Genomic DNA, 16118 nt, shown 5'->3' with positions numbered 1-16118 from the left:
AGGACGTGCCCGGAGCCTAAATGGTTCATGCCTGGATGTGAACGTGATGTACGCGTCACCCAGATGTGTTATCGAACGTATGGACGAGTATGGGCTAGCATAGCGCTCCTGGTGTAGCTGCTGGTGGCCCTAGCTGGGTGGCGTTAACACTCTCTCTCCTGGGCCTCGGTACCCTCTGATCCGGCAATCCAGCCATCACAAGCAGAATTCAGCGAGGAGCGAACCGCGTGACCGCCGAGACGTCCGTGCCTTCCACCGCACTGCTGACCGGGGCAGACCGGGACGGGGGCTCCAACTACACCGCGCGGCACCTGCTCGTCCTCGAAGGACTGGAGGCGGTCCGCAAGCGCCCCGGCATGTACATCGGATCCACCGACAGCCGGGGCCTGATGCACTGCCTCTGGGAGATCATCGACAACTCGGTCGACGAGGCCCTTGGCGGCTATTGCGACCACATCGAGGTGGTCCTCTACGAGGACGGGTCCGTCGAGGTCAAGGACAACGGGCGCGGCATTCCCGTGGACGTGGAGCCGAAGACCGGCCTCTCGGGCATCGAGGTCGTGATGACCAAGCTCCACGCCGGAGGCAAGTTCGGCGGCGGCTCCTACGCCGCCTCGGGCGGTCTGCACGGCGTCGGTGCCTCCGTGGTCAACGCGCTCTCCTCCCGGCTCGACGTCGAGGTCGACCGCAACGGCCGTACGCACAGCCTCAGCTTCCGCAGGGGCGTTCCCGGGATCTTCACCGAGTCCGGTCCCGAGGCCCCGTTCGATCCCTCGGCCGGGCTCCTCAAGAACAAGAAGGTCCCCAAGAGCCGCATGGGCACCCGCGTGCGGTACTGGGCGGACCGGCAGATCTTCCTCAAGGACGCCAAGCTCTCCCTGGAGACGCTGTACGCGCGGGCCCGGCAGACCGCGTTCCTGGTGCCCGGGCTCACGATCGTCGTCCGTGACGAGCGCGGTCTCGACGGCGAGGGGAAGACCGAGGAGACCTTCCGCTACGACGGCGGGATCAGCGAGTTCTGCGAGTACCTGGCGCAGGACAAGCCCGTCTGCGACGTGGTGCGGCTCCAGGGCAAGGGCAGCTTCAAGGAGACCGTGCCGGTCCTGGACGACCGCGGGCACATGATCCCCACCGAGGTGCAGCGGGAGCTGGGTGTCGACATCGCCCTGCGCTGGGGCACGGGCTACGACACCACGGTGAAGTCCTTCGTCAACATCATCGCCACCCCCAAGGGCGGCACCCACGTCTCCGGGTTCGAGCGGTCGGTCGCCAAGACCGTCAACGAGGCGCTGCGGGCCACCAAGCTGCTGCGCGTCGCCGAGGACGATGTCGTCAAGGACGACGCCATGGAGGGCATGACCGCGGTCGTGACCGTGCGGCTGGCCGAGCCGCAGTTCGAGGGCCAGACCAAGGAGGTACTGGGCACCTCGGCCGCCTCGCGGATCGTCGCGCAGATCGTGGCCAAGGAGCTGAAGGCGTTCCTGACCTCCACCAAGCGGGACGCCAAGCAGCAGGCGAGGTCCGTCCTGGAGAAGGTCGTCGCGGCGGCCCGCACGCGCATCGCGGCCCGGCAGCACAAGGAGGCGCAGCGGCGCAAGACCGCGCTGGAGTCCTCGTCGCTGCCCGCGAAGCTCGCCGACTGCCGCAGCGACGACGTGGACCGCAGCGAGCTGTTCATCGTCGAGGGGGACTCGGCTCTCGGCACGGCGAAGCTGGCCCGGAACTCGGAGTTCCAGGCGCTGCTGCCGATCCGGGGCAAGATCCTCAACGTCCAGAAGTCGTCCGTCTCGGACATGCTCAAGAACGCCGAGTGCGGCTCGATCATCCAGGTCATAGGAGCCGGGTCCGGGCGGACCTTCGACATCGACCAGGCGCGCTACGGCAAGGTGATCTTCCTGGCCGACGCCGATGTGGACGGCGCGCACATCCGCTGTCTGCTGCTGACGCTGTTCCAGCGCTATATGCGGCCGATGGTGGAACAGGGCCGGGTCTTCTCGGCCGTGCCGCCGCTGCACAGGATCGAGCTGATCAACCCCAAGAAGGGGACCGACAAGTACATCTACACCTACTCCGACAACGAGCTGCGGCAGACCCTGCTGGAGCTGGAGCGCACCAAGACGCGCTACAAGGAGTCGATCCAGCGCTACAAGGGTCTCGGTGAGATGGACGCCGATCAGCTCGCGGAGACGACGATGGACCCGCGGCACCGCACCCTGCGCCGGATCAACATCAGCGATCTGGAGGCGGCCGAGGAAGCGTTCGCCCTGCTGATGGGCAGCGAGGTGGCCCCGCGCAGGGAGTTCATCAGCTCCTCGGCGTCCACGCTGGACCGCTCCCGCATCGACATCTGACCGCCTGCCTCCTCCGGCTGCCCGCCTCCACCCCAGGATGGTCCACCCACAGGTGGAGGCAGGCGCGGACAGAGGCCCGTCCGAGGTCCGTCCCCAGGCTGATCCGCCCGGGGCCCTCCACTCCGTAGCGTTGTCGGAGCAGGGGGAGCCGGGTCCACGGCTCCCCGTTCCCGGAGCGGACGGAGGCGCGTGTCATGGAGGGTGCACTCGAATGGGCGGTGGTCCTTGCTGTCGTCGGCCTCGCGGTCGCGCGGTGGATGAGGCCGCAGCGTATGGGCGGGGACGCGCCGGGCCGGCGGGCCGCGTCCGTGGTGCGCGGGTGGTGCGGTGCGCGTATCGGCACGGTCTTGCGGGCCGCTTCACCTGAAGGGGTGAAGGGTCCGGAATGCCCCGTCTGTGATCTTGCCCCTCTGCCCATCCTGGGGCATGCGCACCGACGACCCCTGGTACGACGCCCTCGCCTCCGGGCCGGGCGAGCACGACACGACCCACCTCGCCGTCAAGGCGCAACGGCACCAGTACGAGCGACCGCAGCCCTACGAACAACCCCACGAACAGCCCAGTGGGCGGTCATACGCTCAGCGATATGAGCGGGGCGAGCAGACCACGCCGGTCGTACCCGGCCCCGTCACAGCTCCCGCCCCCGGTTCTGGGCGTGGCCGTGACCAGGCGGGGCGGCACGGGCCGCGCTCCGTCCGGCAGGCCCGCAGAAACGGTCACTTGACGGAGCGGGAGGGCGGCGACAGCGGCGACGGCAGAGGCCCGAGCGGCGACGGGTACGGGAGAAACGGCCTGTACACCGTGCCCGGTCAGGGGCCCGCGCACGATCCGGGCGCGGCCGTCTATCTCACCGTCCAGCGCAGTGCCGCCTTCCAGCAGGTGCGCGGTCGCTACCGGCGCTTCGTGTGGCCCGCCACAGCCGCCTTCCTCGTCTGGTACTTCGCGTACGTGATCGCCGCGACAGTGGCGCCGGGGCTGATGGCCCGTCCGGTGTCGGGAGTGCTGAACGTCGCGATGGTGGCGGGGCTCGCGCAGTTCGCGTCCACCTTCCTGCTGACCTGGGCCTACGCCCGGCACGCCCGGCTGCGGCGCGATCAGCTCGCGCTCGAACTGCGGTGGGAGACCCAGGACATGGCACGTCACACGAGCACCACGGGGGAAGAGCGTTGAGCGGCAGCCACCAGACTCTGACGCTGTTGCTCTTCAGCGCCGTCGTCGCCGTCACCCTGGCCATCACGAGCTGGGCCGGACGCAGAAGGCACGGCACGGCCGAGGAGTTCTACGCAGGGGGGCGGCTCTTCTCGCCCATGGAGAACGGATTCGCCATCGCCGGTGACTACATGTCGGCGGCCTCCTTCCTCGGCATCTCCGGCCTCATCGCCCTCTTCGGCTACGACGGCATGCTGTACTCCGTGGGGTTTCTCGTCGCGTGGCTGGTCGTGCTGCTGCTCGTCGCGGAACTCGTGCGCAACTGCGGGCGTTTCACCCTGGCGGACGTCGTCGCCGCCCGCATGCGCGAGCGCCCCGTGCGCATCGCCGCGGGGTTCTCCTCCGTCACCGTCTCGGTGCTCTATCTGGTCGCTCAGATGGTCGGCGCGGGCAGTCTGGTGGCGCTGCTGCTGGGCGGCGGTACGAGCAGTGTGGCCAGCTCCTGGACCGTGGTCGGGGTGGGTGCGCTCATGGTCGTCTACGTCTCGTGCGGTGGCATGCGGGCGACGACCTGGATCCAGATCGTCAAGGCAGTGCTCCTCATGGGCGGCGCGCTCGCCCTCACGGCGCTCGTCCTCGTCCGCTTCGGCGGCGATCCCGCCGCCATGCTGTCCAGCGCCGCTGAACGCAGCGGCCACGGGCGGGACTTCCTCGCGCCAGGACTGCGGTACGGCGGCGACTGGACGCACCGCCTCGACTTCATGAGCCTCGGCCTCGCCCTCGTGCTGGGCACAGCCGGGCTGCCGCACATCCTCTCCCGCTTCTACACGGTGCCGACGGCCCGCGCCGCGCGCCGCTCCGTCGTCTGGTCGGTCGGGCTGATCGGCGGCTTCTATCTGATGACCATCGTCCTCGGGTTCGGTGCCGCCGCGCTGGTGGGGCCTGACGCGGTCCGTACGTCCAACGCGGCGGGCAACACCGCTGTGCCGCTGCTGGCCATGGAACTGGGCGGGGGCGCGGGCTCGTCGGGCGGCGCGGCGCTGTTCGCACTGGTGGCGGCGGTGGCCTTCGCGACGATCCTGGCCGTCGTCGCGGGCATCACGCTGGCGTCCTCGGCCTCCGTCGCGCACGACCTGTATGCCTCGCTGAGCAAGCGCGGCAGGCGTGGCGCGTACCGCGAGGTCGGGGTGGCGCGTGTGGCGTCCGTCGGCATCGGCGCCGTCGCGATCGGGCTGGGGCTGCTGGCGCAGGAGCTGAACGTGGCGTTCCTGGTGGGGCTCGCCTTCGCCGTCGCCGCGTCGGCGAACCTGCCGGTGCTGCTGTACGCGCTCTTCTGGCGCCGCTTCACCACGCGGGGAGCGGTCTGGTCGGTCTACGGCGGGCTGGTGCCGGCGATCGTGCTGGTCGTGCTCTCACCCGTCGTCTCGGGCGGGCCCGGTGCGCTGTTCCCCGGGCTCGACTTCGCGCTCTTCCCGCTGGAGAACCCCGGTCTGGTCTCCATCCCGCTCGGCTTCCTCGCGGGCTGGCTCGGCACGGTCACCTCGCGGGAGCGCGCCGACGAGGCGCGGTACGCCGAGACGGAGGTGCGGGCGCTGACGGGCGCGGGTGCGGTGTGACGGGTGCGGCAGCGGGACGGGCGACGTTACGCGGCCCGGGCGGGGAGCCGGTGTGGTGCGGTTCCCCGCCCGGGCCGTCGTCGTGCGATGGGCGTTGAGGCGCGACGCGTGTCAGCGGTGCAGGCGCCAGCGCGCCCTGCGGCCCGCGGAACCGCTGCGGCTGACGGCCCGTGAGCTGGTACGGAAGGGCTTGCTGAGCAGGCGCCCCGCGGGCCCCGGCGCCTTGCTGGCCGCCCGCGTGCCGAATCCGAGCGAGCGCTGAGTGCCACGCTCCGGATGACGGGAGAGGCGGGGCAGCAGGAAGGCGAGTACGGCGAGGACGACACAAACGGCGACGATCCCGACGACAATCACAGGGAGTCCCTCGTTTCGGGTGGGTTCGGGCCGTTCGGGTACCCATGGGTCCGTCTTCCAGTCCGTGCGTGACGGTGTACGGGGCGCGCGCTGGGGCGCGGAGAACGGAGTGCGGGGCCGCGCCGGGCCCGTGAGGGAAACGGCCAACGGGCCCGGCCCGTTGGCCCCGTGGGCCGTGCCGGTGTCCTTGCCGGTCCGCGGTCTCCGGCGTCAGTCCCGGGTCTCGGCCTCGGTCTCCGGGGGACGCGGGGGCTGGAGGGCCTGGGGCAGTACCACCGTGAACTCGGCGCCGCCGCCGGGCGCTTCGCCCACGTGCGCGCTGCCGCCGTGCCGCTCGGCGAGCCTGCGCACCAGGGCGAGTCCCAGCCCTCGCTGACGGTGTGCGGGCGGGTCCTTGGTGGACCAGCCCTCCGCGAAGACGAGTTCGCGGCGTTCGCGGGGGACGCCGGGGCCACTGTCGGCGACCCGCAGCGTCACACCGGTGGACGCACCGTCCGGGGCCGCGTCCGCACCCGCCGACCCATCAGCGGGCCCACCCTCCTCCCCGGGCACCGGGGCCGGCACCGCCACCGGCACGAGGTCGCCCGCCTCCGTGCCGTCGCACGCGCGCAGCTCCACCTCCACCCACGGTTCGTGGCCGTGGTCGCGGGCGCCTGCCGCCGCGTCCAGCGCGTTGTCGACGAGGTTGCCGACCACGGAGGCCAGCTCGCGCGGGTCCACGAGACGGTCGGGCAGCGCGCTGTCCGGCGCGATCCGCAGGGCGACCCCGCGCTCCGCCGCGACCGTCGCCTTGCCCACCAGCAGGGCCGCCAGCAGCGGGTCGTGCACGCGCTCGGCGATCTGCTCCGCCGTCGCCCTGCGCACCCCGACGGCCTCGCTGAGGTAGTCCAGCGCCTCGTCGTGCAGACCGAGTTCGAGCAGGCCGAGCAGGATGTGCATCCGGTTGGCGTGCTCGTGGTCCTGGGCGCGAAGGGCGTCGATGAGACCGCGGGAGCCGTCGAGTTCGCGGCCGAGGAGTTCCAGTTCGGTGCGGTCGCGGAGGGTGGCGACGGCACCGCCGTCGTCGGTCGGCATCCGGTTCGCGAGCAGCACCCGGCCGCCCCTGACGGCCAGCAGGTCCGTGCCCGTCGCGCGGCCCGCCAGCACGTCCGCCGTACGGCCGTGTCCCAGGGCCTCCTCCAGGGGGCGCCCGGTGTCCTCGGGGCGCAGCTCCAGCAGCCGTTGGGCCTCGTCGTTGACGAGCCGGATCCTGCCCCGGTGGTCCAGCGCGACGACGCCCTCGCGGATGCCGTGCAGCATCGCCTCGCGCTCGGCCAGCAGGGCGGAGATATCGGAGAACGCCAGGTCGTGGGTCTGCCGCTGGAGTCTGCGCGAGACGAGGAGCGCCGCGAGGACGCCGACGCCGAGCGCGCCTCCCGCGTACGCCAGCAGTTCCGGCACCTGGCCCAGCAGCCGGTCGCGGACGCTGTCGTACGCGATGCCGACGGACACCGCGCCGACCACCTTGCCGTCCGCGTCGCGCAGCGGGACCTTGCCGCGCGCGGAGCGTCCGAGGGTGCCCTTGTCGATCTGCCGGACCTCCTGTCCGGCGAGCGCGCGGCTGGGGTCGGTGGAGACGGGTTCGCCGACGCGTTCCGGTTCGGCGTGCGACCACCGGATGCCGCGTTCGTCCACCACGACGACGTAGCCCGCGCCCGTCGCCTTGCGGATGCGTTCCGCTTTGCGCTGTACGGGGCCGTCTGGCGAGGGTCCGGGGGAGGACGTCAGGTCGTGGGCGAGGCCGGGCTGTACGGCGGTCGTCTGCGCGATGGCCAGGGCGCGGTCCATCGCCTGGTCGTCCAGTTCAGAGCTGAGGGGGGCGAGGAAGAGGCCGGTGGCGACGGCGGTCACGCCCGTGGCGATGGCGAGCTGCATGAGCAGCACCTGCGAGAAGACGCGCTGCGGCCACCGGATCCGGGGCAGCCGGAAGGTCCTGGCCCACTGGAGCGGCCGGTTCCACCGGAGCGGCGGCCGGGTCACCCGCGCCGCCCGGGAACGGCGCGGGCCACGGCCCGGCGGCAGGGGAGCCGGGGCGGTGTGCCGGCGACGGAGACGGGGGCGGGGACGGGCCCGTCCGGGGCTGAAGCGGTCACGGGCTTCCTCACGGAGGCGGTGGGAAGGGGCGAGGGGGCAGGGGGAGGCGGGCGGGCGCCCCGGGCGGCGTACGGGGACGTGCCGTGCGCCGTGAGAGGACGCGAGCGGTCGTGAGAGGTGCAGAGGTCTTGTGGGTGCGGGGAACCGTAACCCTCAGACCGGGGGCCGCGCTGTGACCTGGCCCGCTACCAGGGTGATGTCCTCGACGTGCATACGCTCCGGAGCGCCGGGCGCGGCGCCGCAGGTCGCGGGCACGGGCAGACCGTCGTCCACGGCGGTCACGGTGACCCGCCAGACGCGGCCGTCGGTGTGCCCGACGGTGACGTTCCAGCGCGGCGCGTCGCCCCGCGTCCGCAGCACGGTGAGCGCGTCCGCTCGGGGCTCGCCCGTGTGCTCCCGTACGGCGAGGTCGGCCGCCTGCCCCGGCCTGTCCCAGGCCGAGCGCCCCCGGCAGCCCTCGGTCAGCACCCGCCCGTCGCGTACGGCGCCGAGGATGCCCTTGACGGTGCGGGCGCTGGCACGGGCGTACGCGTACCCGTACGGCAGCACCAGCAGCGTCGGCGCGAAGCGGTGGCCGCCGATATGGGTGATCTCCCAGACGTCGCCCAGGCCCGAGGCCGCCAGCTCGGCCGCCAGGGGGCGGCCCAGCAGGGCGCAGCAGCGGTCGCGCTTGCCATTGGTGCACACCAGGGCCAGGGGATCGCCGGTGTACGGGGCCCACAGGCCGCCGTGCTCCCCGGCGGAGAGGGCCGCGAAGTCCAGTCCGCGCAGGGCCGCCGCCATGTCCACGCCCGTGCCCGTGCCCCTGTCCACGCCCTTGCCCGTGTCCCTGCCCGTGCCCGTCTCCGCGTCCGCGTCCTCCGCCGCCCCTGGCCCGTCGGCGCGCGTACGGGCACCCGCACGGTGCTGTCCGACGAGGGCCGTCCGCACCCAGGAGTTGCCGGGGGAGGTGTGGGCGAGGAAGACCCGGCGCCGGCCGCCCGGCCGGTCGGCGTGCCGGCCCGGTCGCCGGATGAGCGCCACCCGCGCCCCGTGCGCCCCCGCCGCCGCTTCGAGCCCGCCGCCCAGCGCGGGGTCGAGACGGCTCTCGGTGAGCGCTTTGCCGCCCCACGGGCCCGGTTGTTCGATCAGCAGCCAGGTGCGGGCTGTGGCGGCGGTCGCCGCCACCGGTTCGGCGAGGTCCCGGGAGGCGGTCGCGCACGTACTCACGCAGGCGAGCCTAACCTCCGAGACCCCGCTTCCCCCGCGATCCGGGACGGGGGTGTCGCGGCGTCGTCCCCGGTCAGACGTGCGGCCCGGAGCACGGCACGCTGCCCGTTCCGCTACGATCGACAGCCGTTTCAGCGGCGAGGAACAGCAGCCAGGGGCAGCAGCGAGGAGAGGCACTTTGGCCACACGGCGGATTCCGGTCATCGTCCTTGCGGGGTTCCTCGGCTCGGGCAAGACCACCTTGCTGAACCACCTGCTCCGGAACAGCCGCGGCACCCGTATCGGCGCGATCGTCAACGACTTCGGCAGCATCGAGATCGACGCGATGACCGTGGCGGGACAGGTCGACTCCATGGTGTCGCTCGGCGACGGCTGCCTGTGCTGCGCCGTCGACACCAGCGACATGGACGAGGTGCTGGAGCGCCTGGCCCGGCCCTCGGTCGGCATGGACGTCATCGTCGTGGAGGCGAGCGGGCTGGCCGAGCCGGAGACGCTGATCCGCATGATCCTCGCGAGCGGGAGCGAGCACATCGTCTACGGCGGACTGGTCGAGGTCGTCGACGCGGCGGAGTTCCACAGCACCCGTGAGCGCCATCCGGAACTGGACCGTCACGTACGCGCCGCCGATCTGGTGGTGCTGAACAAGGCGGACCGGATCGCCGACGAGGAGCGCCGCGCCCTCACGGAGACGCTGGAGGAGCTGAGTCCGGGGACGCCCGTGGTCTCCGCCGCTTACGGGCGCGTCGACCCCGCGCTGCTCTTCGAACCGGCGCGGCGCGAGCGTCCTCCCGTGGAGCAGCTTTCCTTCGACGAGCTGCTCTACGGGGACGTCGACGAGGAAGCGGAAGCAGAAGCGGAAGCGGCCGGGGAGGGGGCCGGGGGCGTCGACCACTCGGGGCACCTGCACGCGGCGTACGAGAGCGTGGAGTTCACCTCGGCCGCGCCGATGGACCCCCGCCGTCTGCTGGCCTTCCTCGACAGCCGTCCCTCCGGCCTCTACCGGATCAAGGGCTTTGTCGACTTCGGCGCGGCCGACCCGGGCCGCAAGTACACGGTGCACGCTGTCGGCGGCTTCCTGCGGTTCGCCCCCTCGGAGTGGGAGCGGGACGAGGAGCGGCTGACGCAGCTCGTGATGATCGGCTCCGGCGTGGACGCGGAGGCGCTGCGGAAGGAGCTGGCGCTGTGCGCGGACGTGGGCACGGAGGCTGACGGCGCCGACCCCCAGGCGATGTGGGGCGTCCTGCGCTACGTCGACACGGAGCCCGTCGAAGCACCGGACCCACAGGGCGAGAACCCGTACGGCTCGGACAGCCCGTACGGCGGCACGGGTCCCGGCGCCGACGGAGAGGACGCCGCACCGGACACCGACGCGCCGGACGCGGACGACGACGTGCCCTCCATCGCGGACCCGGACGACCCGTCCTCCTACTGACTGCTGATACCGGCCCATCACCGAACCGGCCCCCGGAGCACCCCGCCCGCACAGGACGCCCCCGCACGCGTCGGGGGCGCACCCGAAGAGCGCGCCCCCGACCCCGTCACGCGTGCGAACCCGCCCCGCGTGACCCCGTCACATCACCAGCCCGTCACATCACCGGCCCGGCCCGGCCCGGCCCGGCCCCCGCCCGCGACCGGACCCCGGACCCCGGACCGGAGGACCGGACTACACCGGTCCGGCCACCACGGCCACCGCCTTGGCCAGCGGCATGCCCGAGCCGTCGCGCCGCGGGTCCACCTCGGGCAGCTCCACGGGGACGCCGGCCTTCGAGGCCGCCCGCGCGGGAGCGTGCCCCGCCCAGGCCAGAGTCAGGCAGTCCTCGCCCTTCAGGAACCGCTGGCACCGCACCCCGCCCGTGGCCCGGCCCTTCCTCGGGTACTGGTCGAAGGGCGTCAGCTTGGCCGTGGCCTCCGTGAGCCCGGCGAAGGCGCCGCGCGAACCGGCGACGGTGAAGACCATCGCGTCCGCGGCGGGGTCCACGGCGGTGAAGGAGATGACCTTGGCCTCGCCGGTCAGCTTGATGCCGGTCATGCCGCCCGCCGCGCGGCCCTGCGGCCTGACCTGGCCCGCCTGATAGCGCAGGAGCTGGGCCTCGTCGGTGATGAAGACCAGGTCCTCCTCGCCCGTACGCAGCTCGACCGCGCCGACGATACGGTCGCCGTCCTTGAGGGTGATGACCTCCAGTTCCTCCTTGTGGGACGGATAGTCGGGCACCACCCGCTTGACCACGCCCTGCTCGGTGCCGATGGCCAGGCCGGGCGAGGACTCGTCGAGCGTGGTGAGGCAGACGACCTTCTCGTCCGCCTCCAGGGTGAGGAACTCCGCGATCTGCGCCCCGCCCGACAGGTTCGGGGACGCGGCGCTCTCGGGGAGCTGGGGCAGGTCCACGACGGTCAGCCGCAGCAGCCGCCCGGCCGAGGTCACCGCGCCGACCTCGCCGCGCGTGGTCGCGGGGACGGCCGAGACGATCACATCGTGCTTCACGCGCTTGGCCGCCTCGTCGAACGACGGCTCGCCGTTCGCCGTGCGCGCCAGCAGGCCCGTCGAGGAGAGGAGCACCCGGCACGGGTCGTCCGAGACCTCCAGCGGCACGGACGCCACCGGGGCCCCGGCGGACTCCAGCAGCTCGGTGCGGCGCGGCGTCGCGTACTTCTTGGAGACCGCTGCCAGCTCGGAGGAGACCAGCTTGCGCAGCTCCGCGTCCGAGTCGAGGATCCGCGTCAGCTCCTCGATCTCGGCCTTGAGGCGGTCGCGCTCGCTTTCCAGCTCCAGGCGGTCGAACTTCGTGAGCCGCCGCAGCGGGGTGTCCAGGATGTACTGCGTCTGGATCTCGCTGAGCCCGAAGTGGGAGATCAGGGACGCCTTGGCCTCGGCCGCGTTCTCACTCGACCTGATGATCCTGATGACCTCATCGATGTCCAGGAGCGCGACCAGCAGGCCCTCGACCAGGTGCAGCCGGTCCCGCCGCTTGGTGCGCCGGAACTCGCTGCGCCGCCGCACCACCTGGAAGCGGTGGTCTACATAGACCTCCAGCAGCTCCTTGAGGCCCAGCGTGAGCGGCTGGCCGTCCACCAGCGCCACGTTGTTGATGCCGAAGGACTCCTCCATCGGCGTCAGCTTGTAGAGCTGCTCCAGGACGGCCTCGGGGTGGAAGCCGTTCTTGATCTCGATCACGAGGCGCAGCCCGTGCTCGCGGTCGGTGAGGTCCTTGACGTCCGCGATGCCCTGGAGCTTCTTCGCGTTGACCAGGTCCTTGATCTTGGAGACGACCTTCTCGGGGCCGACGGTGAAGGGCAGCTCGGTGACGACCAGGCCCTTGCGGCGGGGCGTGACCTGCTCCACCGTCGCCGTGGCGCGCATCTTGAAGGAGCCGCGGCCGTTCGCGTACGCGTCCTTGATGCCCTCGACGCCGACGATCCGGCCGCCCGTGGGCAGGTCGGGCCCCGGCACGAAGCGCATCAGCGTCTCCAGATCGGCGCCCGGGTGCTTGATCAGATGCCGTGCCGCTGCGATGACTTCGCCGAGGTTGTGCGGCGCCATGTTCGTCGCCATGCCGACGGCGATGCCCGAGGCGCCGTTCACCAGCAGGTTCGGATACGCGGCCGGGAGGGCTACCGGCTCCTCCTCGCTGCCGTCGTAGTTGGGCGCGAAATCGACCGTCTCCTCGTCGATCGACTCGACCATCAGACCGGCGGCGGGCGCCGAGCGGCACTCGGTGTACCGCATGGCGGCGGGCGGGTCGTCGTTGCCCAGCGAACCGAAGTTGCCGTGGCCGTCGACCAGCGGGAGCCGCATCGAGAAGGACTGGGCCATGCGGACCAGCGCGTCATAGATCGCGGAGTCACCGTGCGGGTGGAGCTTGCCCATCACCTCGCCGACGACCCGGGCGCACTTGACGTACGAGCGGTCGGGGCGCAGCCCCATCTCGTGCATCTGGTACAGGATGCGGCGGTGCACCGGCTTCATCCCGTCACGGGCGTCCGGGAGGGCGCGGGAGTAGATGACCGAGTAGGCGTACTCGAGGAAGGAGCCCTGCATCTCATCGACGACGTCGATGTCGAGGATCCGCTCCTCGAAGTCGTCCGGCTGCGGGGTCTTCGTACTGCGGCGGGCCATCGCGGCTGCGGCTCCTTCGGTACGTACGGGCTAGGGGGTGTGAGGACACCCGCTGTGGGCCTGGCGGATACGACGCCGACCATTGTGGACCGCGCCGCTGACAACGGGCTCCCCGACCCGGCGGTGACGGGTGGGAGAGCCCAGTTCATGGGCGTACGGTACGGGAACTTCGCACGTTGTCCGTGCGGTTGCATACAGTGACAGAACCGCTTCACACGACGCGACACGAACTCCCGCGAGCGAAGGGACTCCAGGCACATGGGTCACACGGCCACGCCCCCGCCTGCCACCGGCGGGCTGACAGCGACCGAGCACCGGCTGGCCAACGGCCTGCGCGTGGTGCTCTCCGAGGACCATCTCACCCCGGTCGCCGCTGTCTGCCTCTGGTACGACGTCGGTTCCCGCCACGAGGTGAGGGGCCGCACAGGGCTGGCCCACCTCTTCGAACACCTCATGTTCCAAGGCTCGGCCCAGGTGACGGGCAACGGTCACTTCGAGCTGGTCCAGGGCGCCGGCGGCTCGCTGAACGGCACCACCAGCTTCGAGCGCACCAACTATTTCGAGACCATGCCGGCGCACGAGCTGGAGCTGGCGCTCTGGCTGGAGGCCGATCGCATGGGCTCCCTGCTCACGGCGCTGGACGAGGAATCGCTGGAGAACCAGCGTGACGTCGTCAAGAACGAGCGCCGCCAGCGGTACGACAACGTGCCTTACGGCACCGCCTTCGAGAAGCTGGCCGCCATGGTCTATCCCGAGGGCCACCCTTACCACCACACCCCGATCGGCTCCATGGCCGATCTGGACGCGGCCTCCCTGGAGGACGCGCGCGCCTTCTTCCGTACGTACTACGCGCCGAACAATGCCGTGCTGTCCGTCGTAGGGGACATCGATCCGGAGCAGACGCTGGCCTGGATCGAGAAGTACTTCGGCTCCATTCCGGGCCACGAGGGCAAGCAGCCGCCGCGCGACGGCTCCCTCCCCGAGACGCTGGGCGGGGACCAGCGTCAGGTGGTCCAGGAGGAGGTGCCCTCGCGCGCGCTGATGGCGGCCTACCGCCTGCCGCACGACGGCACCCGCGAGTGCGACGCGGCCGACCTCGCGCTGACCGTCCTCGGCGGCGGCGAGTCCTCCCGCCTGCACAACCGCCTGGTGCGGCGCGACAGGCTGGCCGTCGGCGCGGGCTTCGGGCTGCTGCGGCTGGCCGGGGCGCCCTCGCTGGGCTGGCTGGACGTCAAGGCGTCGAGCGGCGTGGAGATCTCCGCCATCGAGGCGGCGGTGGACGAGGAGCTGAGCCGCTTCGCGCAGGAGGGGCCGACGCCCGAGGAGATGGAGCGGGCACAGGCCCAGCTCGAGCGCGAGTGGCTGGACCGGCTCGCGACGGTCGGCGGGCGCGCCGACGAACTGTGCCGGTTCGCCGTGCTGTTCGGCGATCCCCAGCTCGCGCTGAGCGCCGTGGGCCGCGTCTTGGAGGTCACGCCGGAGGAGGTGCGGTCCGTGGCGGCGGCGCGGCTGCACAGGGACAACCGCGCCGCGCTGGTCTACGAGCCGACCGCGCCCGCCGCCGAGAACGCTGAGAACGCCGAGAACGAGAACGCCGAGGACGGACAGGACGAGGAGCCCGGCCAGTGAGCGACACCGCGACCACCCCCGCAGAGAGGCCAGGCCCGAGCATGGATCTCCACCCCCAGCCCCGGGGCGGCAGCCCCAGGCCCTGGGCCTTCCCCGCGCCCGAGCGCGGCACGCTGCCCAACGGGCTCACGGTGCTGCGCTGCCACCGCCCGGGCCAGCAGGTCGTCGCCGTGGAGGTCAACCTCCTGGCCCCCCTGGAGGCCGAGCCCGAGGGCCTGGACGGCGTGGCCACGATCATGGCCCGCGCCCTGTCCGAGGGCACGGACAAGCACGACGCCGAGGAGTTCGCCTACGAGCTGGAGCGCTGCGGCGCCACCCTGGACGCGCACGCCGACCACCCGGGCGTGCGCGTCTCCCTGGAGGTCCCCGCCTCCCGGCTGCCCAAGGCGCTCGGTCTGCTCGCCGACGCGCTGCGCGCACCGGCCTTCCCTGACGGCGAGGTCGAGCGGCTGGTCAACAACCGGCTGGACGAGATCCCGCACGAGCTGGCCAACCCGGCCCGCCGCGCGGCCAAGGAGCTGTCCCACCAGTTGTTCCCCGCCGCGTCCCGCATGTCCCGGCCGCGCCAGGGCACCGAGGAGTCGGTCGCCCGTATCGACGCGGCCTCGGTCCGTGCCTTCTACGAGGCACATGTGCGCCCCGCGACGGCCACCGCCGTCGTCGTCGGCGACCTCGAAGGCGTCGATCTGGACGAGGCGCTGGCCGACTCCCTCGGCACCTGGACCGGATCGACGGCCGATCCGCGCCCCGTGCCGCCGGTCACCGCGGACGACACGGGCCGCGTGATCATCGTGGACCGTCCGGGCGCCGTGCAGACGCAGTTGCTGATCGGCCGCATCGGCGCGGACAAGCACGACCGCGTCTGGCCCGCACAGGTGCTGGGCACGTACTGCCTCGGTGGCACCCTCACCTCCCGGCTGGACCGCGTGCTGCGCGAGGAGAAGGGCTACACCTACGGGGTGCGCGCCTTCGGCCAGGTGCTGCGCTCAGCGCCCGAGGGCACGGGCGCCGCCATGCTCGCCATCTCCGGCTCGGTCGCCACCGAGGTGACGGGGCCCGCGCTGGAGGACCTGTGGCAGGTCCTGCGCACCCTGGCGGCCGAGGGCCTCACGGACGAGGAGCGGGACGTCGCCGTGCAGAACCTCGTGGGCGTCGCTCCGCTGCGCTACGAGACGGCCGCCGCCGTCGCGGGCACTCTCGCCGATCAGGTCGAGCAGTATCTGCCGGACGACTTCCAGGCGCGGATGTACGCGCGGCTGGCCGAGACGGGCACCGTGGAGGCCACGGCGGCCGTCGTGAACGCCTTCCCGGCCGACCGCCTGGTCACCGTCCTGGTGGGTGACGCCTCGCAGATCGCGGAGCCGGTGCGGGCGCTGGGCATCGGCGAGGTGAGCGTGGTCTCCGGGACCTGAGGCGCCGCGTCGCCCGGCGCTACGTCGCCGGAGCCGCTCGGGGAGTTGCCCGGAATGTGATGGAGGGCCCGTGAACAGTCGGCCGACTGTTCACGGGCCCTCCACATGTCTCGGCGTCATGTCCGTTTTCCCTGTCTGATTTGACCTGTGT

The 16118-nt window shown here is 72.1% G+C and carries 10 protein-coding genes; 6 read left to right on the top strand and 4 right to left on the bottom strand.

From position 1 onward, the window contains the following. Positions 1–227: 227 nt before the first annotated feature. The 3 genes from ACWGJ2_RS15965 (at position 228) to ACWGJ2_RS15955 (ending at position 5116) form a co-directional block, all read left to right on the top strand. Entirely contained in the window at positions 228–2351 is a 2124-nt protein-coding gene (locus ACWGJ2_RS15965) for a DNA gyrase/topoisomerase IV subunit B (RefSeq protein ID WP_453346688.1), read from the top strand. Positions 2352–3071: 720 nt separating this feature from the next. Then, the gene (locus ACWGJ2_RS15960) at positions 3072–3521 is read left to right on the top strand and encodes a DUF485 domain-containing protein (RefSeq protein ID WP_453346753.1); all 450 of its coding nucleotides are present in this window, start codon (positions 3072–3074) and stop codon (positions 3519–3521) included. Next, complete coding sequence (locus tag ACWGJ2_RS15955; RefSeq protein ID WP_453346687.1) at positions 3518–5116, top strand: solute symporter family protein; 1599 nt, start codon at positions 3518–3520, stop codon at positions 5114–5116. Before ACWGJ2_RS15960 ends, ACWGJ2_RS15955 begins: the two co-directional genes overlap by 4 nt. Before the next feature lie 111 nt (positions 5117–5227). Here the strand turns inward: ACWGJ2_RS15955 and ACWGJ2_RS15950 are convergent, their stop codons facing one another. From ACWGJ2_RS15950 to ACWGJ2_RS15940, 3 genes are all read right to left on the bottom strand, one after another. Beyond that, positions 5228–5470, bottom strand: a complete 243-nt coding sequence (locus ACWGJ2_RS15950) for a DUF6411 family protein (RefSeq protein ID WP_453346686.1) — start codon at positions 5468–5470, stop codon at positions 5228–5230. Positions 5471–5680: 210 nt separating this feature from the next. Beyond that, the gene (locus ACWGJ2_RS15945) at positions 5681–7384 is read right to left on the bottom strand and encodes an ATP-binding protein (protein ID WP_453346752.1); all 1704 of its coding nucleotides are present in this window, start codon (positions 7382–7384) and stop codon (positions 5681–5683) included. A 372-nt stretch (positions 7385–7756) separates the two neighbouring features. Beyond that, complete coding sequence (locus tag ACWGJ2_RS15940; protein ID WP_453346685.1) at positions 7757–8812, bottom strand: sucrase ferredoxin; 1056 nt, start codon at positions 8810–8812, stop codon at positions 7757–7759. Between the two features lie 178 nt (positions 8813–8990). Here ACWGJ2_RS15940 and ACWGJ2_RS15935 point away from each other — a divergent pair, with 178 nt between their 5' ends. Further along, on the top strand, positions 8991–10244 hold the full coding sequence (locus tag ACWGJ2_RS15935) for a CobW family GTP-binding protein (RefSeq protein WP_453346684.1): 1254 nt from the start codon (positions 8991–8993) through the stop codon (positions 10242–10244). Positions 10245–10475: 231 nt separating this feature from the next. Here the strand turns inward: ACWGJ2_RS15935 and ACWGJ2_RS15930 are convergent, their stop codons facing one another. After that, positions 10476–12926, bottom strand: coding sequence for a DNA gyrase/topoisomerase IV subunit A (locus ACWGJ2_RS15930; RefSeq protein WP_453346683.1), 2451 nt, complete (start codon positions 12924–12926; stop codon positions 10476–10478). Positions 12927–13184: 258 nt separating this feature from the next. Here ACWGJ2_RS15930 and ACWGJ2_RS15925 point away from each other — a divergent pair, with 258 nt between their 5' ends. Further along, positions 13185–14555, top strand: coding sequence for a M16 family metallopeptidase (locus ACWGJ2_RS15925; RefSeq protein WP_453346682.1), 1371 nt, complete (start codon positions 13185–13187; stop codon positions 14553–14555). A 41-nt stretch (positions 14556–14596) separates the two neighbouring features. Then, positions 14597–15967: a M16 family metallopeptidase gene (locus ACWGJ2_RS15920; RefSeq protein WP_453346751.1), complete on the top strand. Its 1371-nt coding sequence runs from the start codon at positions 14597–14599 to the stop codon at positions 15965–15967. The last annotated feature ends 151 nt before the right edge of the window (positions 15968–16118 follow it).

It is taken from the genome of Streptomyces sp. NPDC054796 (genome assembly GCF_053611545.1).
Note: the sequence above shows the minus strand (reverse complement) of the source record. Positions and strands in the feature narration are given on the sequence as shown.

Excerpts from the sequence above, each read along its gene's own strand:
- ACWGJ2_RS15920 (WP_453346751.1), top strand. The coding sequence starts at position 14,597 with ATGGATCTCCACCCCCAGCCCCGGGGCGGCAGCCCCAGGCCCTGGGCC.
- ACWGJ2_RS15925 (WP_453346682.1), top strand. The coding sequence starts at position 13,185 with ATGGGTCACACGGCCACGCCCCCGCCTGCCACCGGCGGGCTGACAGCG.
- ACWGJ2_RS15930 (WP_453346683.1), bottom strand. The coding sequence starts at position 12,926 with ATGGCCCGCCGCAGTACGAAGACCCCGCAGCCGGACGACTTCGAGGAG.
- ACWGJ2_RS15945 (WP_453346752.1), bottom strand. The coding sequence starts at position 7,384 with ATGCAGCTCGCCATCGCCACGGGCGTGACCGCCGTCGCCACCGGCCTC.